Below are 24,830 nucleotides of genomic sequence, written 5' to 3' on the forward strand. Positions count from 1 at the left end.
CTGGCTTTAACGGAACGAACGGCAATCGCGAGTATTCGGCGCATCCATGCGCCTCACCCCTACGGGGCTAACGCAAGCGTTGTTCAAATTTGCTCCAGGCAAATTTGTCCTGGCTCCTCCGTTCTTTCGCCGACATCCCTGTCGGCGAATCCTAGCCTTCATTCCTCCCTTCGGCTGAAGAACAACGTGCCGGAAAAGGTCAAAATCAAAAGATAAGCCCAAAGCTTGCAGGTTTTTAGTTTAAGTCTTGGTAGGGAGAGCCGCCGGTACAGGGATGTACCGGCGGAGTTTGGGGCGCCCTGGATGGGCGATACCAAACCGGAGCGGAGATGGCGTCTCGGATAAAAGTGCGCGAGTGCAGAGACCACGCGCTGGTGGTCTCTGCCCGTACGCCTTCATCAGTGTATCAGTGAAGCTCGATATGGACAGGCGGGCGGAATATCACACCGTAGTTCCATACACGAGCGGCATAAAAATTCTTCACCGCAATGGCATACACAAACCCGTTGCGCTCACACTTACAATAACGCTGCCAGCCGGTTCAAATCCGACTGAATGGCTCCCGCAGTCACATCGCGCCCCGCTCCTGGGCCGCGAATAACCAGTGGGTTATCGCGATACCAGCGGCTTTCAATGGCAAACACGTTATCACACGGTAACAGCGCTGCCAGCGGGTGTTCTGGACGTACTGCTTCTACGCCAACGCGAGCTTTACCGTTAGCATCAAAGCGTGCCACATAGCGCAATACTAAACCTAGCTCGTTAGCTGCTTCTAAGCGCTGGATCATCTGCTCGTTCAAGTCCTCGCCGTTCTCGAAGAAGTGATCGATAGAACCGCTTTCACAACCGGCGGGTACCAGTGATTCCACGCGAACCTGATTAGGCTCGATATCGTAGCCCGCTTCACGTGCCAGAATCACTAGCTTGCGCATAACGTCTTGGCCAGAGAGATCGACGCGTGGATCGGGTTCGGTGAGTCCTTGCTGCCATGCTTGGTCTACTAAATCGGTAAATGGCACAGTGCCATCAAACTGGAGGAATAGCCAAGACAGGGTACCGGAGAAAATTCCGCTGATGGACAAAATGGAGTCACCGCTGTCGCGTAGATCGCGCACCGTATAGTTTACCGGTAAGCCCGCGCCGACGGTTGCGTTATACAGCCAGTGACGACCCGTTTTCTCAAACGCATCTCGGATCTGGCGATATTCATCACTGCCTGATGCGCCCGCTAATTTATTGGCGCTGATGACGTGGAAACCATAGCTGGCAAAATCACGATACTGCTGTGCCAGCGATTCACTGGCCGTAACATCTAACACCACTAAATCGTCGTAAGGATGGGCACGCATCCACAGGAACAGATTTTCTTCATCCATTTCCTGCGCTTCATCGTCGAAGAATGCCAATGCACGGCTGGCATCTAATCCTTCATAATTGAGCAAACTTCGGCTGCTATCGACCACGCCTGCCAGCACAAATTCAAATCCGCTACGAGCCGAAATATTTTCCTGCTCACGGGCAAACAGCTCTAACCAGCGGGAGCCGATATTGCCTTTGCCCATTAACACCAGCCCGACGCGCTTTTCAGCACGGAACAGGCTGGTATGCAGCCCTTGAATCAACGCTTCGGTTGGGCCACGGCGTAATACGGCTACTAAGCTGATACTGTCTTCCGACTGGCAGAAGAATTCGATTGGCTGATCTTTTAGCTGCTGATAGAAACGGTGGCTATGCAGTGGATTCTTGCATACGCCAGCACCGACTAACGCAACCAGAGCCAAACCTTCGCGCAACTGCAACAGTCCCGGTACGCCAGACTCTTCTAGCAGTTTCAGTGCGCTGCCAACGACCTCTGCGGTATAGCACAGCTGAATCATATGACGGTCGCGATGTACGCCAGTGGCTAACGGTCGCAGCTGTGAACGCTTCAGCACACGATCAACTTCTTGACGTACGTTTTCAAAATCATGGCTTTGCGGAACGTTGAGTTCAATCAGGCAAACTTCATCATGGCTGGTAACTATTTTGGCACCGGTGCCGGAAGCTAAGACGCGCTCAATGCGCGTCGAGCCCTGCTCTGGCTGGTAGCTACAACGCAGCTGCAGATCGATATCGCTAGCGGAAACTGGCTGCAAAGTACGCGCATGCAGCACCGGCGCGGCTAAACGTGCCAGTTCACTGGCTTCATCTAAGCGCAGCAGCGGCAGCAGACAAGCATCTTTAACCTTACGTGGGTCGGCGCTGTACACACCGGCTACGTCACTCCAGATCGTGACACGGGAAACGCCGGCCAGTGAGCCGATTTGGGTTGCAGAGTAGTCGGAACCGTTACGTCCCAGCAGTACGGTTTCTCCTGCATCGTTGCGGCTGATAAAACCGGTCGCAACCAAACGCTTATTGGGATGCTGCGCTAACAGTTGCTGTAACAGAGGATAAGAGCGACCTTCGTCCACCTGCGGCTGAGCGGAGTGCTCGGCGCGGAGGAAATCGCGTGCATCAAGCCATTCTGACTCCATGCCTTTGACGTTTAGTAGTGCAGACATCAGACGTGCCGACCAGATCTCACCGTGTCCGACCACCTCAGCGTAGGTTGCATCGCACATAGGTTCATCGAGCAATGTGGCCAAACGCTCCAGATCTGAAGTAAAACGCGCAACCAGAGGCTCGGCCAATTCGGCAGGCAGCAAGCCAGTGATCAATTCCGACTGATAGCGGCGCAGCGCCTGCTGTACCTGATGAGCAGAGATCCGGTCAGTTTGGCTCAGCCTCAACCAGCTAATAAGCTGGTTGGTGGTGCTACCTGCGGCGGAAACGACCATCATATCGCCAGGGAAGCTGTACTCCGCCATGATCCCCGCGACGCGCAGATAACATTTCACATCGGCTAAACTACTGCCGCCAAACTTATGCAGTTGGCGTCCTACCGCCTGCCCAGCTACCGGTTGTGCGCTCATTCTTTACCTCTTAAAGCCAGCCTAATATGCAGCGTCATCGCTTGAAAAACAGCACGTTAGCGTTGGCTGTTAGCTTTCTGGAACGCCTGTTCCAGATCGGAAATTAAATCATCGCTATCTTCGATGCCCACAGAAACACGTAGCAGGCTTTCTGAAATACCTGCGGCTTTACGGGCTTCTGGAGCCATACCTGCGTGAGTCATAGTGCCTGCGTGGGAAATCAGACTTTCCACGCCGCCTAAAGATTCTGCCAGTGTAAACAGTTGCAGTGCATTTAGGAATCGCCGGAGCAGGGCTTCATCGCCATCCAGTTCAAAACTTAACATGGCTCCAAAACCAGACTGTTGACGGCAGGCAATTTCATGGCCTTGGTTTTCTGGTAATGATGGATGATAAAGCTTTTTAACCAGCGGCTGCTGCTTGAGGAAATCAACGATTTTCAGCGCATTTTGCTGCTGTAGCTGAATTCGTGGGTTTAGGGTACGCAAGCCGCGCAGCAGTAGATAGCTGTCGAATGCACCACCGGTAACCCCAATATTATTTGCCCACCACGCGAGCTCGGTGACGTGTTCAGGGGATTTGGCAATTACTGTTCCCGCCACTACATCAGAATGGCCGTTCAAATATTTTGTGCAGGAGTGCAACACCAAATCCGCACCTAGCTTCAGTGGTTGCTGTAGCGCGGGGCTCAAGAAGGTGTTATCCACCACGGTCAATGCTCCCGCCGCTTTTGCCGCCGAGCAGATTGCGGCGATATCAACCACGCGCAGCAGTGGATTGCTGGGTGTTTCAATCAGCACTAGCTTAGGTTTTTGTTCTAACGCTGCGGCGAGCACCTGTGCATCACCCTGATCGACAAACAGCACGTTATACGCACCGCGCTTGGCGAGGCTATCAAACAGACGATAGCTGCCGCCGTAACAGTCGTGCGGTGCAACCAGAAGATCGCCTGGTTTGAGGAATACGGTACACACCAGATGAATAGCAGACATACCGGAGCTAGTCATGACTGCGCCAGCGCCCCCCTCAAGCTCAGCCAAAGCTCGCTGAACCACATCACGCGTAGGATTTCCACGGCGAGAATAGTCATGTGCGCGTGGCTCATTGAAATCGGTAAAGTTGTAGGTGCTGGACAAATGGATCGGTGGAACCACGCAACCATACTGTTCGTCATCGTTCAAACCGCTGCGCACTGCAAGTGTTGCCTGCTTATAAGTCACGTTGTTCTCTCCGCGCTGGGTGATGTGTAGGGTGAAAGTGGAATAAAGATTAATCGCTTCGAATATAGACGTCAATACTTCTAGACATCTAAACTTCTTTGCGTATAGATTGAGCCTTGAGGAAATAACCGCTAAAATTATGTCAGTTTGAAGTGCGCTGAGGTCACAGAATAGTGACATAAACTGATAAATCAGACACTTTGTGAGCATAAATCGTGAGAATCGGACATAATTAGCCGTTTCTCAAAATAACTAAGTCTAACGAAGGTATCCCCATGGCTGCTGAATGGAATGGCGAATACATCAGCCCTTATGCTGAGCACGGCAAAAAAAGCGAGCAGGTGAAAAAGATCACTGTATCTATTCCGCTGAAAGTGCTGAAAATTTTAACCGACGAGCGTACTCGCCGTCAGGTTAACAACCTACGTCATGCAACCAACAGTGAATTGCTGTGTGAGGCTTTTTTGCATGCATTCACTGGTCAGCCACTGCCTAATGATGCGGACCTGCGTAAAGAACGTAGCGATGAAATTCCTGAAGCAGCGAAATTGCTGATGCGTGAGATGGGTATCGACCCAGATACTTGGGAATATTAATTTGCTCTGGTGTCAAAATAAAAACCACGCTTTGTAGCGTGGTTTTTTTTATCGAGTAGAAACGGATTTTAACCCCCTTTGACGGGGGAGGAGACGGGTAACGAATGCAGTTTAAGCGGTGATAGGTGCATGTATTTCAGGACGCACACCCAGAGTATGGCAAATTGCGTAGCTCATCTCAGCGCGGTTTAGCGTGTAAAAATGGAAGTCCTTCACGCCTTCGCGGCTGAGGATTTTCACCATATCCATCGCGATATTAGCTCCGACCATTTTGCGGGTTTCTGCGTCGTCATCTAGGCCTTCAAACATGTTGGTCATCCAATGAGGAACGCGCACGTTCGTCATGGTGGCAAAACGCTGTAGCTGCTTGAAGTTGGACACCGGCAGAATTCCTGGCACGATTTCAACGTCAATGCCCGTTGCCACGCAACGGTCGCGAAAACGTAGGTAGCTTTCAACGTCGAAGAAAAATTGGGTAATTGCGCGATTGGCACCGGCATCTATCTTGCGCTTGAGGTTGATCAGATCGGCCTGTGGGCTTTTCGCTTCTGGATGTACTTCTGGATAGGCCGCTACCGAGATGTCAAAATCCCCGACCTCTTTTAGTAAAGAAACCAGATCGCAGGCATACATATCCGGTTTGCCGCCACCGGCTGGCAAATCGCCGCGCAGGGCAACGATATGACGAATACCGTTATTCCAGTAGTCCTGAGCAATGGTGCGCAGTTCGTCACGTGTGGCGTCTACGCAGGTAAGATGCGGCGCGGCTTCAAGTCCGGTGCGTTCTTTGATGCCTTTAATAATGCTATGGGTACGGTCACGTTCACCAGAATTTGCGCCGTAGGTTACAGAGACAAACTTGGGTTTCAGGCTGCTCAAACGATCGATGGACTGCCAGAGAGTATCTTCCATTTCGCTAGTGCGTGGCGGGAAGAACTCAAATGACACATTAATTTGTCCGTGCAGTTCTGCCAGACTTTGGTTCAACGCCTCGCGCTGATTTGCGTGAAAGAAACTCATACCCCGTCTTCCTCTTGTTGACCTGTTCGCGCGTAGCCGCACTTTTTATTATCGTTTTCATTAAGCGTCTATACGTTTAGACGTCTAAACATGAAGTTGCCGTAAGTTGGTCACTGAGTCAACAGTTAAATGAATTTCTCGCATGATGAATGTTCAGGGGAAGGTGAAATTAATTCATGTGCGCGCGCAGCGGCGGCCAGTGGTACATATGGGTTATCCTGCGGGGCGTGAAAGATTTAGACCACCGATATACCACAGATTAGTGGTCTAAATCCGTTGTATCAGTCAGCACATCACATCGACATCGTTTGCGCTGTCAATGGTTCCAATACCTTATACAACTCTCTGAAAGCTTTGCGTCTTTTCTGATAGCACGCATGGCGAGCAGCGTCAGGCTTATGCATTTGCTCCAATGGGAGCTCAGGCAGCAGGTCTGCAAGAGGGGTATTTGGATGCAGCGCTATCTGGGCTAAACGCGCAGCGCCAAGGGCTGGCCCCACGTCGCCCCCAGTGCGATATTCCAGCGTTTGCCCGCTGATATCAGCCAGCATTTGCCGCCAATATGCGCTGCGAGCGCCACCGCCGATGAGTGTAATACTGTGCGGTTTGAGTCCCGTAGCGTGCAGGACATCCATGCCGTCTGCGAGTGCATAACCCACCCCTTCCAACACCGCACGGCACAAATCTGCACGTTGGTGCTCATGGGTTAATCCCCAGAATGCGCCTTTGGCTTCCGGATTATTATGCGGCGTGCGTTCTCCAGAGAGATATGGCAAAAACCATAGTGGAGCTTCAGCCGGAGTGCTGTTTTCTACTTCCTTTAGCAGTTCAGCTACACTGCGAATACCTGTCAGTTTAGCTATCCAGTCGAGACAAGAGGCCGCGCTAAGCATCACTGACATCAAATGCCATGTATTCGGTAAAGCATGACAGAAGCTGTGTACCGCGCTTTCAGGGTTACTTAAGAAACCGTCACTGACGGCAAAATAGACGCCGGATGTACCCAGCGATAGCATGGCTTGGCCTGACTGGTATAGGCCAACGCCGACGGCACCTGCTGCGTTGTCGCCGCCGCCGGCGATAATCGGTACCACTGGCATGTGCCAGCGTTCTGCGAGGGTTGAAAGCAGTTCACCCGTGATTTGTGAACCTTCGAATAGTGCAGGCATGTGGCTGCGCTTTAACCCTGTGGCGGCCAGCAATTCATCGCTCCAGTCACGCTTGCCAACGTCTAGCCACATGGTTCCGGCCGCATCGGACATATCGCTGGCGAATACGCCACTCATTTTCCAACGTAGATAGTCTTTCGGTAGGAGTACTTTATCGACCTGCGCAAAGATCTCGGGCTCATGTTTAGCCACCCATTTTAGCTTGGGGGCGGTAAATCCGGGCATCATTAAGTTGCCGGTTATTTGGCGAGAATTAGGAACACACTGCTCTAGCTCTCGGCATTCCTGTGCGCTGCGTCCGTCGTTCCACAAGATCGCTGGACGTAGAATTTTGTGCTGTTTGTCTAACAGTGTCGCACCGTGCATCTGGCCAGTCAGGCCAATAGCTCGTACTGCGCTGAGCGAGCGATGTTGGCCTAGCGCTTGAATCGCTGCGTCAGTGGCCTGCCACCAGGCATCAGGGTTTTGCTCCGACCACAGCGGGTGCGGTCGATTCACCTGTAACGGTTCGCCGTGGCTGGCAATGACCTTGCCGTCTTCACTGAGTAATATGGCTTTTACGCCGGAAGTCCCTAAATCAATACCCAGATACATGGTGAAACTCCTGTCATGGTTTGGTGTTCATCAAAAACCTCTCCCTGACAGGGAGAGGTTAAGGGAGCGATATGTATCAGCCGAAAATATAGCGATTAACTACGTTTTCCAGCAGCTCTTGATGACCGCTTTGGTGCTGTGGTGCCAGTTGGTTTTGCTGAGCGTATTGCGCAATCGCGTCCAGAGAGAGTTTACCTTGCAGGATCTGCTGACCAAACTCACCGTTCCAGCCTGCATAACGCTTAGCCACGCGACGATCTAATTCGCCATCTTCAATCATTTTTGCCGCGATCTTCAATGACAGCGCCATTGTGTCCATTGCGCCAATATGACCATAGAACAGATCATATTTATCTGTGCTCTGGCGGCGAACTTTCGCATCGTAGTTTAAACCACCGGTGGTGAAGCCGCCTGCCTTGAGAATTTCGAACATAATCAATGCGTTTTCTTCAACGCTATTGGGGAACTGATCGGTGTCCCAGCCCAACTGTGCGTCACCGCGGTTAGCATCGACAGAGCCAAAGATACCTAAGGCAATCGCGTTAGCAATTTCATGATGGAAGGTGTGACCCGCCAGCGTGGCATGGTTGGCTTCGATATTCACCTTAATCTCTTTTTCTAAGCCGAACTGCTTCAAGAATCCGTAGACTGTGGCGACATCATAATCGTATTGGTGTTTGGTCGGTTCCTGAGGTTTTGGTTCAATCAGCAATGTTCCTTGGAAGCCGATTTTGTGTTTGTGATCGACAACCATCTGCATGAAGCGGCCTAACTGCTCGCGCTCTTGGCGCAAATCCGTATTCAGTAATGTTTCATAACCTTCGCGGCCACCCCACAACACATAGTTTTCACCGCCCAGCTTTTTGGTGGCTTGCATTGCCTGACAAACCTGAGTGGCGGCCCAAGCGAAAACTTCAGGATTTGGATTGGTTGCCGCACCTGCGCCGTAGCGCGGATTGGTAAAGCAGTTAGCCGTGCCCCACAGCAGTTTCACTCCGCTGGTTTCTTGCTTCTCGGCAAGAACGTCGGTCATTACTGCAAAGTTGTTGATGTACTCTTTGAGCGACGCGCCTTCCGGAGAGACGTCGATATCGTGGAAGCAGTAGTACGGCACATTGAGTTTGTGGAAGAACTCAAAGGCCACATCCGCTTTACGTTTCGCCTGAGCCAGAGCCTCACCCGGCTGCTGCCATGGGCGATCGAATGAGCCGATACCGAACATATCGGCGCCGTTCCAGCAGAAGGTATGCCAGTAACATGCGGCGAAGCGCAGATGGTCTTCCATGCGCTTACCAAGAACAATTTCGTCTGGATTGTAGTGGCGGAAGGCTAAAGGATTGGTGCTGTTAGTTCCTTCAAAACGAACACGTTCTAGTTGATCGAAATAAGCTTGCATGGTGATGCCCTCAAATAGGTTCAATGTAATCAACCCCTCCATCTTGAAAGCCTATTTACGACAGCTCAATTACGATATTTCACACTGTCGTTAAGAGAATTATTAAGTGTGCTCCATATCGCAAAAATTCCTAAAATAATAAAATTAGCAACAAAACATGATGATTGTCATAAAAAACACAATTCATAACCAAGAAGTAAAATATGGTAATTGTTTTAAGTCTACGACCACCGGAGGATTAATAGCGAGTTTAATTACTCTCGAAGAATACTCTCTTATCTGATTTATTAATATTTCACTCTATGGACAGAAATAAAAAGAATTTTTATTAAAAATCAGATGTTGCATGTCTAAAAATCAAGGCAGGGCAATTAACATGAAACAGAATTACAACTCATCCTACATCTTTAGAATTACGCTTGTCGCCACTTTAGGAGGGCTGCTATTTGGTTATGACACCGCCGTTATTTCTGGTACCGTTGATTCCATTAACCAAGTCTTTGTACAGCCTCAAGGCTTAGGCGAGGCGGCGGCTAACTCGCTGCTTGGTTTCTGTGTTGCTAGCGCACTGATTGGCTGTATTATTGGCGGCGCTATGGGGGGATATCTCAGCAATCGTTTTGGTCGCCGCAATTCGTTAATGATAGCAGCATTGCTATTTCTTATTTCTGCTATCGGTTCTGCCTGGCCTGAATTGGGGCTTAGCGATATTAACCCCGATGGCGGGATACCCGTTTATTTAGCTGGTTATATACCTGAGTTTGTTATTTATAGAATTATTGGTGGCGTAGGGGTGGGATTGGCCTCGATGCTTTCACCGATGTATATTGCAGAAGTTGCACCGGCCGATATTCGCGGGAAGTTAGTTTCATTTAATCAGTTCGCCATTATATTTGGCCAACTCATGGTCTATTGCGTTAATTATTCTATCGCTCGCTCTGGCGATGCGCTGTGGCTAAACAGTATCGGCTGGCGTTACATGTTTGCTTCAGAGGCTATCCCAGCGATCCTCTTTTTTGGCCTTTTGTTTACCGTGCCGGAAAGTCCTCGTTGGCTCATTGCTCGCGGTCAAACTCAACGTGCGGGCGATGTATTAACGCGCATTATGGGGAAACTGCAGGCCGATGTGGCGCTGAAAAATATTACTCGATCGTTGAATAATCCAGAACATACCAGTGGACGACTGATGATGTTTGGTGCTGGAGTGATCGTTATTGGCATCATGCTTTCGGTATTCCAGCAATTTGTCGGCATTAATGTGGTGTTGTACTACGCACCAGAAGTCTTTAAGACCCTGGGGGCGAGTACTGATATTGCGTTGCTACAAACGATTATCGTAGGTGTTATCAACCTGACCTTTACCGTGATTGCTATCATGACGGTGGATAAGTTTGGTCGTAAACCGCTGCAAATTATCGGCGCACTCGGGATGTCATTGGGGATGTTTGGCTTAGGAACTGCATTCTATGCTCAACTTTCTGGCGTAGTGGCCTTGGCGTCGATGCTGTTTTATGTGGCGGCTTTTGCCATGTCATGGGGACCGGTTTGCTGGGTTCTGCTGGCAGAAATTTTCCCTAACGCGATCCGGAGTAAAGCGCTGGCAATTGCCGTTGCTGCTCAGTGGATAGCTAACTACTTTGTTTCCTGGAGTTTCCCGATGATGGATAAAAACTCCTATCTGGTCGCCCATTTCCATAACGGTTTTTCTTATTGGATTTACGGTGTGATGGGGATTCTTGCGGCATTGTTCATGTGGAAGTTTGTGCCTGAAACTAAAGGTAAATCTTTGGAGGAACTGGAGTCACTCTGGACTTATCGCCCACGTGCGCAGGAGCAAGATATTAAACTGTGAAATCGGTCATACTCATCCGGCACAAAACCGGATGAGTTTTCTACGAACATCATTTCCCATTGTTTATTCTGGTTTATCTTTTCTCATCGCCATCACTGTTCAATGGAGCCAGCATGTTTGCCAAACGCTATCGCATTACATTGTTATTCAATGCCAACAAAGCGTATGACCGCCAAGTTGTCGAGGGAGTGGGCGAATACTTGCAGGCTTCCCAGTGTGATTGGGATATTTTTATTGAAGAAGATTTCCGCTGTCGCATCGACAATATCAAAGACTGGTTGGGCGATGGTGTGATTGCTGACTTTGACGATCGCGAAATTGAAGCTTTGCTTCGCGGCGTTGATGTTCCTATCGTGGGCGTAGGGGGATCTTACCATCGTGAAGAGGATTACCCTCCGGTTTCCTATATTGCCACCGATAATCATGCGCTGGTCGAGAGCGCATTTATGCATCTCAAAGAGAAGGGCATTAACCGTTTTGCTTTTTACGGTTTGCCTAGCAGCAGCGGTAAACGCTGGGCACAGGAACGCGAGTATGCGTTTCGACAGTTAGTCTCTACCGAACAGTATCAAGGTGTGGTGTATCAAGGGCTGGAAACCACGCCAGATAACTGGCAATACGCACAAAACCGCTTGGCTGACTGGGTGCAAACACTGCCGCCACAAACCGGAATTATTGCTGTAACGGACGCGCGCGCACGTCATCTATTGCAGGTGTGTGAGCATCTGGATATTGCTGTACCTGAAAAAATCAGCGTTATCGGCATCGACAATGAAGAGTTAACCCGTTATTTGTCGCGGGTCGCTTTATCATCAGTGGCGCAAGGGACTCGCCAAATGGGCTACCGGGCGGCAAAAATGCTGCATCAGTTGTTGTCGAGCGATAGTCCGATCGCCCCGCAGCGAATTTTAGTACCTCCGATGCGCGTCGTAGAGCGAAGATCGACAGATTTTCGCTCGTTACGCGATCCCTCGGTTATTCAAGCGATGCATTTTATCCGCCACCACGCCTGTAAAGGCATTAAGGTTGAACAGGTGTTGGATGCGGTTGGGATGTCTCGGTCCAATTTGGAAAAACGTTTTAAAGATGAAACAGGGCATACAATCCACGCCGTGATCCATGAAGAGAAACTCGATCGCGCGCGTAATTTGCTGATCGCTACTTCTCTGTCGATCAACGAGATCTCTCAGATGTGTGGCTATCCGTCGCTGCAATATTTTTATTCGGTTTTCAAAAAAGGCTACCAGATGACGCCAAAGGACTATCGCGACCGCTATGGCGATAATATGGCTTAATAAAAAATAGCCATCTCGTGTGCCGTAATTATTATGTATAAAAACGAGCCAATAATGCCTAGACGTTGGTATCGCGGGAACTCCATTTTCATGTAGTAGTGATGGAGTTTATTACGATACCCATCCTTTTCTGTCTATTTTTCCCAGCCCCCAACTACATGCCAAACTTCCCGCCAGTGCTAGCCCAAAGACCAAGAAAATATCGAGTAGTGGCCAACTTCTGATGTCGAAATGATGAGTACGAATGAAGTGGATAAAGAATGCATGGAAACCATAGATGGCGAGGGAATGGCGTGAAATAAATGCCATCCATCCTGCTTGCGAATGGTTAAAGTTATTTTTGAAGAACAGCAAAATAGCGCAGCTGGCGATGAACACCAGCGGGCCACAGTACATGTAATAGGTATCAGTAAAGCCGCCATTGTGCTGCGTTTGGCGATAGGTCGAGAAAGCAATGGCGAGTACGCAGCCAATGAATATCAGCGCAGCGCCCCAGGAAATACGGGCTCTTTCGGTATGTAGCATGCCTAAAGCACGTCCCATGAGCGCATACAGCAGGTAGTAAAACATGTCGCCGGAGATATGAAGATTGACGGGCAACAGCTTTATACCAGCATAGCTATAGGCAGGCAGGTTGGGATTAGCGATAACGGCAAGTACCGCGACCACGACGACCAAATAGCGGGCGCTGACGGCGCGAACGCTAATCAGTGGCGAAATAATATACAGCGCTAAAATCGCATAGAAGAACCACAGGTGATAAAACACCGGTTTGACAAGGAAATAGCGAACCGAAAGCCACGGATTTATATGGGTAAGCGTGCTGATATACAGTAATCCCAACGCGCTATAAAACAGTAAACAGCGCAGAACATGCAAAACATGTCGTCCCTGAGCCGATTTTTCACCGAAAAAAAGATAGCCTGAAATCATGAAAAACAGCGGCACACACACGCGCGAAGCCGAGTTCAGAATGTTTGCTACGTCCCAATTGAATAGGCCTATGCTGAATCCGTTGGTAACGTAATATGTCGTAGAGTGGATCATCACGACCATCAAGCAGGCAACGGCGCGTAAATTGTCTATCCAAATGATTTTCTGACTCATGTCTGTGCGTCAAACCCTTACCTGAATTCCGCTTACTATCCACGGTGTCTTTTGTTAAAAACAGGTTAACCTTCCATCCCTTGCAACGGCAATCAGAACAATGCTCAAGCTTAATCAGGATTTATGTTTTGAGTTACACATCACTGATTGCCAAGAGTGACAATTGGCGGCAAAATAGCCACCCAGCCTAATGTTGTTCGTAAGGTTTATCTGTTAACCAACACATCGCCGGGTTTCTTTTTTCTTTTCTGAATATTCAAATAACTAATAAATATGCAAAAGTCTCTTTCCGCCGCAGGGCGATTGGGCCGACAGGCGCTGTTATTTCCGCTTTGTTTGGTTCTCTATGAATTCACCACTTATATCGGTAACGATATGATTCAGCCCGGTATGCTTACCGTGGTGCAAGAATTTAACGTTGGCCAAGAGTGGGTGCCAACCTCCATGACGGCTTATCTGGCTGGGGGAATGTTCCTGCAATGGTTGCTAGGTCCCTTGTCAGACCGAATTGGGCGCCGTCCGGTGATGTTGACCGGCGTGGCTTATTTTGTCGTGACCTGCTTGGCGATCTTACTGGCGCAAACGATCGAGCAATTTACGCTGCTGCGCTTTTTGCAGGGAGTGAGCTTGTGCTTTATCGGTGCCGTAGGTTATGCCGCGATTCAGGAATCCTTTGACGAGGCGGTGTGTATAAAAATCACCGCGCTGATGGCCAACGTAGCGCTTATCGCACCTCTGCTTGGGCCGCTTGCCGGAGCTGCTTGGGTGCATGTGCTTCCGTGGCAAATGATGTTTGTGATGTTTGCCGCACTGGCGGCTTTTGCGTTTTATGGGCTGTGGCGTGCCATGCCTGAAACCGCAACGCGTCGTGGTGAGAAGCTTTCGCTACAGGCATTAGGCTCGGACTACAAGCAGGTACTGTCTAACCGCCACTTTTTGTGTGGTGCGCTGGCGACAGGCTTCGCTAGCCTGCCACTGTTAGCATGGATCGCACAGTCTCCGGTGATCATTATTAGCGGGGAAGGGTTAAGCAGTTATGATTACGGTTTGCTACAGGTGCCTGTATTTGGCGCGCTGATTCTGGGTAACTTCACGTTAGCTAAATTGACCAGCAAACGCAGCGTGCGCTCGTTGATCAAGTTGGGCGCATGGCCCATGATGTTTGGGTTAGCGTTGGCGGCTATTGCGACGGTTCATGCTTCTCATGCCTATCTGTGGATGACGGCAGGCCTGAGCATCTATGCTTTCGGTATCGGTATTGCTAACGCCGGTTTGTATCGCTTAACGCTGTTCTCCAGTGATATGAGCAAAGGGACAGTTTCTGCCGCAATGGGGATGCTGAGCATGCTGATATTTACCGTTGGCATTGAGTTAACCAAGCACGCTTATCTGCTGGGCGGTAATAGCTGGTTTAGCTTGTTTAATCTCATGAGCGGAATTATCTGGCTGACGCTGGTGGTGCTATTCTTGCGCAATAAGCAGGTTGGTATGCCGCAGGCAGCATAAGCGATTTGTTATCCCCCTCGCCTTGGCTGGAGAGGGGCGATATCAGGAAGGTTACTGAATATTTCCCTCTTCATCATCCTCTGTTGCTGGCAATACCATGTAGGTGCCTTCAAACACAGCGCCAGCGTGTTCATCACCGTATAAGTTAACTGAAAGCTGCACTCGTGCCTTGCGCCCACGCGCCAAGCGGTCAAGATCGCCGCTGACAGAGCTGAGATCGGCCACCGCTCGCGGACGGCCAGTAATCGGTGCGCTATAGCGAATATGGGCATCTGCCAGAATAATCGTTCCCCCAAGATGCCGTTCACGCAGCAGCAACCAAATAAGTCCCCAGCCTGTGAGCGTGGCGAGCGAAAATAGACTACCTGCAAACAGCGTTTGATGAGGGTTTTGATTGCCTGACTCTGGCATGGTTGTCACGAAACGCTGACCAGTATATTGGCTGATACGTACGCCCATCTTTTCGCTGAGCGGAATATTTTCGTACCAAGCTTTTTGCAACTGCGCACACCAGTCGGGGCGGTGCAAGATGTCATCTAATGTTGCTACGGGTTTAATCATAAGAAAGTGGCGTACGGGTGTCGTTTGCGGTGCGGTAATTTCGCCCTGATTTTCGAAACCGAGCTTGGCAAAAAACTCTACGGCATCTTCACGCGCGCTACATACTACGCGCTTAACCCCTTCTTGGCGTGCCACGGACTCCAGAGTCATTGCCACTAGTGTTCCTAGACCTTTGGCCTGTACGGCAGGATCTACGGCGAGAAAGCGGATTGAGGCCTCATTATCGGCATTGATATATAAGCGCCCAATCGCCACGGGCTTTCCCGATTCATCGACCACCATTTGATGATGCGCCATGGCATCATAGGCATCTCGCTCCGATCCCACCGGTTGATGTAGCGGCTTACGCAGCATCTCCCAGCGGAACTGGTAATAATCTTTTAGCTCTTGCTCTGTAACTGGAACTCGCAGGTGATACATGACTTGCTCTCTCTCATCGTACAATCGCAAAGATACAGATAAACATCATGGCTTGAACACACAGCCTGAGTGCTAAATAGCCTAAACTTGAAGCCAGAAAGTGACCGGCCCATCGTTAAGTAACGAAACCTTCATATCTGCCGCAAACTGCCCTGTCTGGGTATTTATTCCTGTTTCACGACACTGGCCAACAAAGTATTCATACAGGCGTTCGGCTTCGTCTGGAGCCGCCCCACCAGAAAAACTTGGGCGCATGCCTTTTTGGGTATCAGCTGCCAACGTAAACTGAGAAACCACCAGCACACTGCCGCCAGCTTGTGTAACGTTAAGATTCATCTTGTCGTTTTCATCACTAAAAATGCGGTAGCCGAGTACTTTGTCTCTGAGTCGTTGAGCCTTCTGCTCGTTATCATCTTTTTCAACACCCAGTAATACCAGCAGCCCTGGGCCAATTTCACCCACGGTATTCCCCTCAACAACAACGCTGGCCTGCGTGACTCTTTGAATTAACGCTATCATTTCGTTTCTCTATTCCTTATCGTTTTCTGGCGATGTTAGTTGAATTTGCTTACTTTCTTCTCGCCTTTCTCGCTGGTGCATCGCGCGGTATTCGCTCAATGAAACGGTGATCTCCGCTCCGAGCAGGACAATGCACCAGCTCCAATAGACCCACACAAACAGTATCGGGATCACGGCCAACACGCCATAAATCAATTGATACGACGGAAACATTGTTACGTATAAGCCAAAGGCTTTTTTACCGAGTTCAAACAGCAATCCCGCTACTATCGCGCCACATAGAGCATCACGGGCAGGGACTCTTTGAGTCGGCACCACGCAATAAATTAACCAGAAGCTGGCGCATGACAATAGTAACGGGAAGATACGTAGTACCTGATCGACCAGTGAATACACGCCAGCCATGGCTAGCCAGCGGATCGATAATAAGTAGGTGCTGATTGCCATACTGGCACCGACGAGAATAGGCCCAAGCGTAAGTACCATCCAATAGATGGCAAATGAATAGACAATAGGGCGCTGGGTTCTACTGCGCCAAATGTGATTGAGTGCGCCATCGACGGAAGAAATCACCAGCAATGCGGTCACAATCAGCCCAACGGCACCCACGGCGGTCATTTTGCTGGAGTTTGCAACGAACTGTTCGAGATAGGACTGCACCACATCACCGGCTGCAGGGACAAAATTGGTGAAGATAAAGTGCTTTAGCTGCTCGGAAACTTCGCCAAACATCGGAAACGCCGCGAACAGGGAGAAAATAACCGTGACGAGTGGAACCAACGAAAGCAGAGAGATATAGGCCAGACTGCCCGCCATCATACTCACCCGATCGTGATTCACTCTGGCCCATAGCAAACGCCCAAAGGAGACGCAGGATTTAGCAGACTGTCGAGAAAACAGGGACATAACCCCTCCTGAAAACAACGCCCAGACAACGAAATTGCTGCCTGAGCGATTAAACATCTTTTAATGTTAACGTTTTCTTAGGGTTGCGCAAAAAAATGTGACGGTATCGACAAAATAAATGTAGATATCGCGTTACGCAAAATACTCTGGCACCACTTTATTATCCGTCACCAGAATAGACTTAATCCCCAATGCTCTCGCTGCTGTCACGTTTTCTTCATTGTCATCGAAGAATACGGCATCGCTTGCGGGGCAATGCTCCTGCTCCAGTACATACCGATAAATTTCCGCCTCAGGTTTACGCATGCCGAGATCTTGAGAGAGATACATGTGATCGCTTGCAGCTTCAACTTCAGGATAGTGTTTCGGCCAATAGTTGCTATGCAGACGGTTGGTATTAGACAGCACGACAACGCGATTGCCGTAGCTACGCAACTTCTTCATTTGCTCAATGACTTCTGGACGCAGGCCAACAAATATCGATTGCCAGCCTAGCTCAAATTGTTCAAAGCTAAGTGCGATGCCCATTTCTGCACAGAGTTTTTCGGCAAACTCTTCGTCGGTAATGGTTCCACGTTCGTGCTGCTGAAAAACCTCTCCCATCTTGAAGCGTTCAGAGAGCGTCGCCAATGGTACGCCGCTATACTTGCTCCACACCCCAAGTACACGTTTGAAATCTATATCAACAATCACATTCCCTAAATCAAAGATGTACAACATGTGACGCTCCTGATTTTTTGTGAGTTTTTAACTTTAGCTTGAAACCGCAGGTGGGAATAGACACCAACTATAAACGCCTTAACCCAAACTCCCCTGTTATCTCCTTTTTCACAACACCTCTATAGCAAAACTGGGTCCCTAAACGCGTAAAAATTGGACATAGATCACAATTGTTCGCTACCAAACCCGAATTCATTAGCAGCAAAACCTTTATTTTACTGTGGGTATAAGACTTTTCTAACTTACGCCGATAGCCAATCAGAGTGCATATTTTTTCCCCCAAGACAAGGCAAGGACACTATGTTTAAAAACTTAAAAATCAGAACAGGATTGTTACTGCTGCTAGCAGTATTTGCCATACTTCAACTTGCCGCTAGCGGTATGGGAATATATTTTATTAATCAAAATGATAAGGACATTAATTTTCTTGAAACGACGGCCAATGAACAGAAGGTTTTATCCGATTCTCGTGATGCCGTATTGCGTCTGCGATCAATTATCGATAGCACGTTTATTCAATTAACCAATCGCATGCCGGTTAATGTTCCTCAAGTGGTTAAGGCTTTGCGTCATGAATTGCAAACCTCGCAGCAGAACTTTGAACTGTTTATGAAAATTCCTGGGCTAACCATGGAACAGCCAGAGCTGGGTAAGATCATGAAAAAAGCTCAGGAGGATCAGGTGGCGAGCGCATTAACCAATATTGGTATCTTCGAGAATTTCACTACCCCAGAGCAGCTGCAAAAGAGCATGACGGACTATCAGGATGCTCGTCAGAAGGCTCGTAGCGGTTACGATGAAAAATACAAAAATTATGAACAACTGCGGCAGGAGAATCTGGTCAAGATCAGCGAAATCAGTAAGGCTTCATATCGAATCTCTATTTTGGTGATGTGTGCGATTTTGGTGGTGGTCGCTCTACTATTCTTGGCAGCCTATTTCTGGCTAGATCGTATTTTAGTGAAACCCTTAAGCAAGGTTTCTGGCTATTTTGAGCAAATTGGTAAAGGCGATCTTCGCCATACGATTGAAGTCGAAAACAATAATGAAATTGGTCGGTTGTGTGCCTCGTTGCAAGAAATGCAGTATGAATTGATCGAGACGGTGAAATCCATCCGCGACGGCGTGGAGTCTATCAACATTGGCACTCAAGAAATCTCTGCGGGTAATACCGATCTGTCTAGCCGAACCGAGGAGCAAGCCTCTGCTCTAGCGCAGACTGCTGCGAGCATGGAGCAGATTTCATCTACCGTTAAGCTTAACGCCGATAACGCCGTGCAGGCTTCATCAATGATCCAAGCTTCTGCCACCATCGCCAATGAAGGTGAGCAGCAGATGAAAGAGATGAATAGCAAAATGCACGTGATTAGAACCAATGCGCAGAAGATGGGGGACATTATTAGCGTCATAGACAGTATTGCGTTCCAAACCAATATTCTGGCGCTAAATGCGGCGGTGGAAGCCGCTCGGGCTGGAGAGGCTGGTCGTGGATTTGCCGTGGTCGCTAGCGAGGTTCGCAATCTTGCTCAACGGTCTGCGCAGTCCGCTAAGGAGATTAACAGCCTAATTTCTGAGTCTTCCCACCATATTCAGGAAGGTGCGGAGCTGGCAGACAAAACTGGGTTAACCATAGCGGAAATGACGGGTGCCATTACTAAGGCAAGCACGATGATGGATAGCATTTCTTATGCGTCTGAAGAACAAAGCCGTGGAGTAGAACAGATCCGCGTGGCGATCACTCAGATGGATCAGGTGACGCAACAGAACGCCGCATTAGTAGAACAGGTGGCAACGACGGCGACCAACGTGGAAGAGCTTTCTGGCTCATTAAGCAATGCAGTAGCGGTCTTTCAGATTAAAGGGATGAATGACAAGCTTTCTGCCAAGCAAACGGCGGCTAAGGTGACAGATCTAGACGAAAACTGGATTTAAGTGCCGCCTATTTTCCGTCAGGGGTTTTAAATTTTAAACGTAAAAAAGGGCACCTTAAGGTGCCCTGATATCAGACGTTAACGATCGTTAAAGAAGATTAGTCTTCTTTAGGGCCACGAGCTGCGCGGCGACGGTCGTTTTCTGTCAGGTGACGTTTACGAATACGTACTGATACTGGAGTTACTTCTACCAGTTCGTCGTCATCGATGAATTCCAGCGCTTGTTCCAGAGACATTTTGATCGCAGGAACCAGAGTGGTTGCTTCATCGGTACCGGAAGCACGCATGTTAGTCAGTTTCTTACCGGTCAGGCAGTTTACAGTCAGGTCGTTAGAACGAGTATGAATACCGATGATCTGGCCTTCATAAACTTCAGCACCGTGACCTAAGAACAGCTTACCGCGATCCTGCAGACCGAACAGAGCAAACGCAACCGCTTTACCCTGACCGTTAGAGATCAGCACGCCGTTCTGACGTTGGCCGATATCGCCTGGACGTACATCGTCGTAATGGCTGAAAGTGGAGTACAGCAAGCCAGTACCAGAAGTCATAGTCATGAATTCAGTACGGAAGCCGATCAGGCCACGAGCAGGGATGATGTAATCCAAACGGATACGACCCTTGCCATCTGGAACCATGTTTTTAACGTCGCCCTTACGTTCACCCATGGCTTGCATGACTGAACCCTGGTGCTGCTCTTCGATATCCAGAGTGACGTTTTCAAACGGTTCTTGCATACGGCCATCAATCTTACGGTTGATAACCTTAGGACGAGATACTGCCAGCTCGAAGCCTTCACGACGCATGTTTTCGATCAGAACCGACAGGTGAAGTTCACCACGGCCTGAAACGCGGAATGCGTCAGCATCTTCGGTTTCTTCAACGCGCAGAGCAACGTTGTGTACCAGTTCTTTCTGCAGACGCTCCAGAATCTGACGGGAGGTCACGTACTTACCTTCTTTACCGCAGAACGGAGAGGTGTTTACGCAGAAATACATGGTCACGGTTGGTTCATCAACGCTCAGCGCAGGCAGAGCTTCAACATTACCGACTTCACAGATGGTGTCAGAAATGTTCAGTTCACCCAGACCGGTGATTGCGATGATGTCGCCAGCTTCAGCAACGTCAGCTTCGATACGCTCCAGACCCATATGGGTCAGAACTTTACCGACTTTACCGTTACGTGTTTTGCCTTCGCTATCGATCAAAGTCACCTGTTGGTTAGGTTTGATTTTACCGCGTTTGATGCGGCCGATACCGATTACGCCTACATAGTTGTTGTAGTCCAGCTGAGAGATTTGCATCTGGAAAGGTGCGTCAGCTTCAACTTGTGGCGGAGATACATGGTCAACAATCGCTTGATACAGCGGAGTCATGTCGTCGGCCATATCGTTATGGTCCAGACCCGCGATACCGTTTAACGCAGAAGCGTAAACGATTGGGAAGTCCAGCTGCTCGTCGGTTGCATCCAAGTTTACGAACAGGTCGAATACCTGATCGACAACCCAGTCAGGACGCGCGCCAGGACGGTCAACTTTGTTGATAACCACAATAGGTTTCAGACCATTAGCAAATGCTTTTTTGGTCACGAAACGGGTCTGCGGCATAGGGCCATCCATTGCGTCAACAACCAGCAGTACCGAGTCAACCATAGACATTACACGTTCAACTTCACCACCGAAGTCAGCATGCCCCGGGGTATCCACGATGTTGATACGGTAGTCTTTCCAATTAATAGCGGTGTTTTTCGCGAGGATGGTAATCCCACGCTCTTTCTCCAAATCGTTGGAGTCCATTACGCGTTCAGTTGCTTCTTCACGTTCACCGAATGTACCGGATTGTTGTAGCAACTTGTCAACCAGGGTAGTTTTCCCATGGTCAACGTGCGCAATAATGGCGATGTTACGCAGATTTTCGATCACAGCTTTGCCTCAGGCATTAGAAATAGCGCGCTATTGTACACGTAATAAGCGAGGGACTAAACAAGATCACAAGCATCTCTTATAAACAACCGTAAAAAGGTGAGTTTGTGATCCTATTCACGATGCCAAACGGCGCGGGAATGAACAATTTGCACTGGAATGGTGCATATGAAATCTTACATTGCACCATTCTGGTGCGGAATTCTATTCTAGTGCATAGTCTCCTACCACCAGATACGCCAATTATGCGCTTTCCGAGCGATTTGTAAAGTTGGCATGGTTTTAGCTTGTATAAATTTATGGTGAATAAACCATTTAAATATACAGATTCGTTCCACGACGACCTTAGGCAACCGGGAGTAGAGTATGTCCGCTGAACACGTATTAACAATGCTGAATGAGCATGAAGTCAAATTCGTAGACCTGCGTTTTACTGATACTAAAGGTAAAGAACAGCACGTTACGATCCCTGCTCATCAAGTCAATGCTGACTTCTTTGAAGAAGGCAAAATGTTTGACGGCTCCTCTATCGGTGGATGGAAAGGTATCAATGAATCCGACATGGTGCTGATGCCTGATGCAAGCACTGCGGTTCTGGATCCTTTCTTTGAAGAGCCAACTCTGATTATCCGTTGTGACATTCTTGAGCCAGGCACCATGCAGGGCTACGATCGTGATCCGCGTTCCATCTCTAAACGTGCAGAGGATTTCCTGCGTTCTTCTGGCATTGCGGACACCGTTCTGTTTGGGCCAGAGCCAGAATTCTTCTTGTTCGATGACATTCGCTTCGGTAGCAGTATCCGTGGTTCCCACGTCGCTATCGACGATATCGAAGGCGCATGGAACTCCAGCACCAAGTACGAAGGCGGCAACAAAGGCCATCGTCCTGCGGTGAAAGGCGGTTATTTCCCAGTTCCTCCAGTCGATTCTTCGCAGGACATTCGTTCTACCATGTGTCTGACTATGGAAGATATGGGCTTGGTGGTTGAAGCGCATCACCACGAAGTAGCAACCGCTGGTCAGAACGAAGTGGCAACCCGCTTCAATACTATGACCAAAAAAGCTGACGAAATTCAGATTTACAAATACGTGGTTCACAACGTGGCTCACGCGTTTGGCAAAACCGCCACCTTTATGCCTAAGCCAATGTTTGGTGATAACGGTTCTGGTATGCACTGCCATATGTCTCTCTCCAAGAACGGGACTAACCTGTTCGCAGGCGACAAATACGGCGGTCTGTCTGAAATGGCGCTGTACTACATCGGCGGCGTTATCAAACACGCGAAAGCAATTAACGCGCTGGCTAACCCAACCACTAACTCATACAAGCGTTTGGTTCCAGGCTATGAAGCTCCAGTTATGCTGGCGTACTCAGCCCGTAACCGTTCTGCTTCTATCCGTATTCCAGTGGTTGCAAGCCCTAAAGCGCGTCGTATCGAAGTTCGTTTCCCAGACCCAGCGGCTAACCCATACCTGTGCTTCGCGGCACTGCTGATGGCTGGCTTGGACGGCATTGCAAACAAAATCCATCCGGGCGATGCGATGGATAAAAACCTGTATGACCTGCCGCCAGAAGAAGCGAAAGAGATCCCAACCGTGGCGGGTTCTCTGGACGAAGCGCTGGCCTGTCTGGATGCAGACCGCGAATTCTTGACCCGTGGTGGCGTGTTCACCGATGACGCGATTGATGCTTACATTGCACTGCGTCAGGAAGAGATGGAACGTGTACGCATGACTCCACATCCGGTTGAGTTCGAACTGTACTACAGCGTTTAAAACAGCGTCGAATGACACTCGTTTATACGATTGGCATCTCTTGGTGAGGTGCCGTTAAAAGATTCAAATTGGTTCGTCGATTTTTTGTTGCCGTGGAAACTTTATACCCATCTTCGGATGGGTTTTTTTCTCCACTTTTCTGAGCAACTCAACTTCTGGGTGGCAGTAGCGAAATTTTACTCGCTAAATCCCAAGGTTTTGAAAGCATGCTAAAGTGCATTTATCTTATTTGCACCAAAACAGTGCAGGAGCTCGTAGTATGGCTGACCAATCCCTGACCGATGCACAAACCGCACGTAAACAGCCTGATTCTGGGCAGATCCTCAATTCTCTTATTACCTGTGTTTTGCTGCTCGACCGTAATCTGGCAGTGCACTATGCCAACCCTGCTGCTCAGCAGCTACTGGCGCAAAGTTCACGCAAATTATTTGGTACGCCGTTGCCGGATTTGTTGGGGTATTTTTCGCTGAATGTGCGCTTGATGCACGACAGCTTGCATGCGGGGCAGGGGTTTACCGATAACGAAGTGACGCTGGTGATCGACGGGCATGCGCACATCATGGCGCTGACCGCCCAGCCAATGAGCGATGATTTTATTTTGCTGGAGCTGTCACCAATGGACAGCCAGCGTCGCCTTAGCCAAGAGCAACTGCAACACGCCCAGCAGGTTGCCGCTCGCGATTTAGTTCGCGGTTTGGCGCATGAGATTAAAAATCCGCTAGGGGGATTACGCGGTGCAGCACAACTATTGGCTAAAGCGTTGCCGGATCAGTCACTGACTGAATACACCAAGGTGATTATTGAGCAAGCCGATCGATTGAGAAATCTGGTTGATCGTCTGCTTGGGCCACAGCGTCCGGGTCAGCATGTAACGCAGAGCATTCATCAGGTGGCAGAACGGGTGTGTCAGTTGGTATCGTTGGAGTGCCCCGATAACGTCACGCTGGTGCGAGATTACGATCCCAGCCTACCAGAGCTAGAGCACGACCCAGAACAAATAGAACAGGTGTTGCTGAATATCACACGCAACGCACTACAGGCGCTAGGCAATGCTGGCGGCACCATAACGCTGCGCACGCGCACTGCATTTCAACTCACGCTGCATGGCGAGCGCTATCGCCTCGCGGCGCGTATAGATATTGAAGATGATGGCCCGGGGATCCCCGCCCATCTGCACGATACTTTGTTTTATCCGATGGTCAGCGGCCGTGAAGGTGGTACTGGACTTGGCCTATCGATTGCGCGAAATCTTATCGATCAGCATCAGGGTAAAATAGAATTTAATAGCTGGCCGGGCCACACCGAATTTTCAGTTTACTTGCCTATTCGCAAGTAACTGACCAAACCGGCGTATCGCCCACCTGTA

Annotated in this window: 19 protein-coding genes; 8 read left to right on the forward strand and 11 right to left on the reverse strand. The window is 49.4% G+C overall.

Annotated elements, in window-relative coordinates; translation table 11 throughout:
* Positions 1-216 (forward strand): hypothetical protein (locus M988_RS23010; protein ID WP_211271664.1); only part of this gene is annotated, 216 nt, incomplete at its 5' end.
* A gap of 302 nt (positions 217-518) precedes the next feature.
* On the opposite strand, the gene M988_RS00370 is transcribed toward M988_RS23010, so the two are convergent.
* Both M988_RS00370 and metB read right to left on the reverse strand, forming a co-directional pair.
* Positions 519-2,954 (reverse strand): bifunctional aspartate kinase/homoserine dehydrogenase II, encoded by a 2,436-nt coding sequence (locus M988_RS00370; protein WP_064572456.1) that lies wholly within the window; start codon positions 2,952-2,954, stop codon positions 519-521.
* A 56-nt stretch (positions 2,955-3,010) separates the two neighbouring features.
* The gene (gene metB, locus M988_RS00375; protein ID WP_064572457.1) at positions 3,011-4,174 is read right to left on the reverse strand and encodes a cystathionine gamma-synthase; all 1,164 of its coding nucleotides are present in this window, start codon (positions 4,172-4,174) and stop codon (positions 3,011-3,013) included.
* A gap of 275 nt (positions 4,175-4,449) precedes the next feature.
* Here metB and metJ point away from each other — a divergent pair, with 275 nt between their 5' ends.
* On the forward strand, positions 4,450-4,770 hold the full coding sequence (gene metJ, locus M988_RS00380) for a met regulon transcriptional regulator MetJ (protein WP_004096927.1): 321 nt from the start codon (positions 4,450-4,452) through the stop codon (positions 4,768-4,770).
* 111 nt (positions 4,771-4,881) lie between these two features.
* Here metJ and metF read toward each other — a convergent pair whose 3' ends face one another.
* The 3 genes from metF to xylA form a co-directional block, all read right to left on the reverse strand.
* Complete coding sequence (gene metF / locus M988_RS00385) at positions 4,882-5,790, reverse strand: methylenetetrahydrofolate reductase (protein WP_008815638.1); 909 nt, start codon at positions 5,788-5,790, stop codon at positions 4,882-4,884.
* 293 nt (positions 5,791-6,083) lie between these two features.
* Positions 6,084-7,553, reverse strand: a complete 1,470-nt coding sequence (xylB, locus tag M988_RS00390; RefSeq protein WP_064572458.1) for a xylulokinase — start codon at positions 7,551-7,553, stop codon at positions 6,084-6,086.
* Between the two features lie 76 nt (positions 7,554-7,629).
* On the reverse strand, positions 7,630-8,949 hold the full coding sequence (gene xylA / locus M988_RS00395; protein ID WP_040012424.1) for a xylose isomerase: 1,320 nt from the start codon (positions 8,947-8,949) through the stop codon (positions 7,630-7,632).
* Between the two features lie 376 nt (positions 8,950-9,325).
* Here xylA and xylE point away from each other — a divergent pair, with 376 nt between their 5' ends.
* Both xylE and xylR read left to right on the forward strand, forming a co-directional pair.
* Complete coding sequence (gene xylE, locus M988_RS00400) at positions 9,326-10,801, forward strand: D-xylose transporter XylE (RefSeq protein WP_064572459.1); 1,476 nt, start codon at positions 9,326-9,328, stop codon at positions 10,799-10,801.
* Between the two features lie 113 nt (positions 10,802-10,914).
* Entirely contained in the window at positions 10,915-12,096 is a 1,182-nt protein-coding gene (gene xylR, locus M988_RS00405) for a D-xylose utilization transcriptional activator XylR (protein WP_039186062.1), read from the forward strand.
* A 111-nt stretch (positions 12,097-12,207) separates the two neighbouring features.
* On the opposite strand, the gene M988_RS00410 is transcribed toward xylR, so the two are convergent.
* Positions 12,208-13,203 (reverse strand): acyltransferase, encoded by a 996-nt coding sequence (locus M988_RS00410; protein WP_008815633.1) that lies wholly within the window; start codon positions 13,201-13,203, stop codon positions 12,208-12,210.
* A 273-nt stretch (positions 13,204-13,476) separates the two neighbouring features.
* On the opposite strand from M988_RS00410, the gene M988_RS00415 reads away from it, so the two are divergent.
* Positions 13,477-14,709, forward strand: coding sequence for an MFS transporter (locus tag M988_RS00415; RefSeq protein ID WP_039186060.1), 1,233 nt, complete (start codon positions 13,477-13,479; stop codon positions 14,707-14,709).
* A 51-nt stretch (positions 14,710-14,760) separates the two neighbouring features.
* On the opposite strand, the gene fabY is transcribed toward M988_RS00415, so the two are convergent.
* From fabY to yihX, 4 genes are all read right to left on the reverse strand, one after another.
* A complete protein-coding gene (gene fabY, locus M988_RS00420) occupies positions 14,761-15,690 on the reverse strand; it encodes a fatty acid biosynthesis protein FabY (protein ID WP_004096794.1) in 930 nt (309 codons plus the stop codon).
* Positions 15,691-15,771: 81 nt separating this feature from the next.
* A complete protein-coding gene (dtd, locus tag M988_RS00425; protein ID WP_008815631.1) occupies positions 15,772-16,209 on the reverse strand; it encodes a D-aminoacyl-tRNA deacylase in 438 nt (145 codons plus the stop codon).
* Between the two features lie 9 nt (positions 16,210-16,218).
* Entirely contained in the window at positions 16,219-17,115 is an 897-nt protein-coding gene (locus M988_RS00430) for a virulence factor BrkB family protein (protein WP_008815630.1), read from the reverse strand.
* Between the two features lie 132 nt (positions 17,116-17,247).
* A complete protein-coding gene (gene yihX / locus M988_RS00435; protein ID WP_008815629.1) occupies positions 17,248-17,835 on the reverse strand; it encodes a glucose-1-phosphatase in 588 nt (195 codons plus the stop codon).
* A 300-nt stretch (positions 17,836-18,135) separates the two neighbouring features.
* Here yihX and M988_RS00440 point away from each other — a divergent pair, with 300 nt between their 5' ends.
* On the forward strand, positions 18,136-19,767 hold the full coding sequence (locus tag M988_RS00440; protein WP_064572460.1) for a methyl-accepting chemotaxis protein: 1,632 nt from the start codon (positions 18,136-18,138) through the stop codon (positions 19,765-19,767).
* 97 nt (positions 19,768-19,864) lie between these two features.
* On the opposite strand, the gene typA is transcribed toward M988_RS00440, so the two are convergent.
* Positions 19,865-21,688 (reverse strand): ribosome-dependent GTPase TypA, encoded by a 1,824-nt coding sequence (gene typA, locus M988_RS00445; protein ID WP_004096787.1) that lies wholly within the window; start codon positions 21,686-21,688, stop codon positions 19,865-19,867.
* 366 nt (positions 21,689-22,054) lie between these two features.
* On the opposite strand from typA, the gene glnA reads away from it, so the two are divergent.
* Positions 22,055-23,464: a glutamate--ammonia ligase gene (glnA, locus tag M988_RS00450; RefSeq protein ID WP_004096786.1), complete on the forward strand. Its 1,410-nt coding sequence runs from the start codon at positions 22,055-22,057 to the stop codon at positions 23,462-23,464.
* A gap of 259 nt (positions 23,465-23,723) precedes the next feature.
* Positions 23,724-24,800 (forward strand): nitrogen regulation protein NR(II), encoded by a 1,077-nt coding sequence (gene glnL, locus M988_RS00455; RefSeq protein WP_004096784.1) that lies wholly within the window; start codon positions 23,724-23,726, stop codon positions 24,798-24,800.
* Positions 24,801-24,830: the final 30 nt, after the last annotated feature.

It is taken from the genome of Hafnia paralvei ATCC 29927, assembly GCF_001655005.1.
GTDB classification, from domain to species: Bacteria; Pseudomonadota; Gammaproteobacteria; order Enterobacterales; family Enterobacteriaceae; genus Hafnia; species Hafnia paralvei.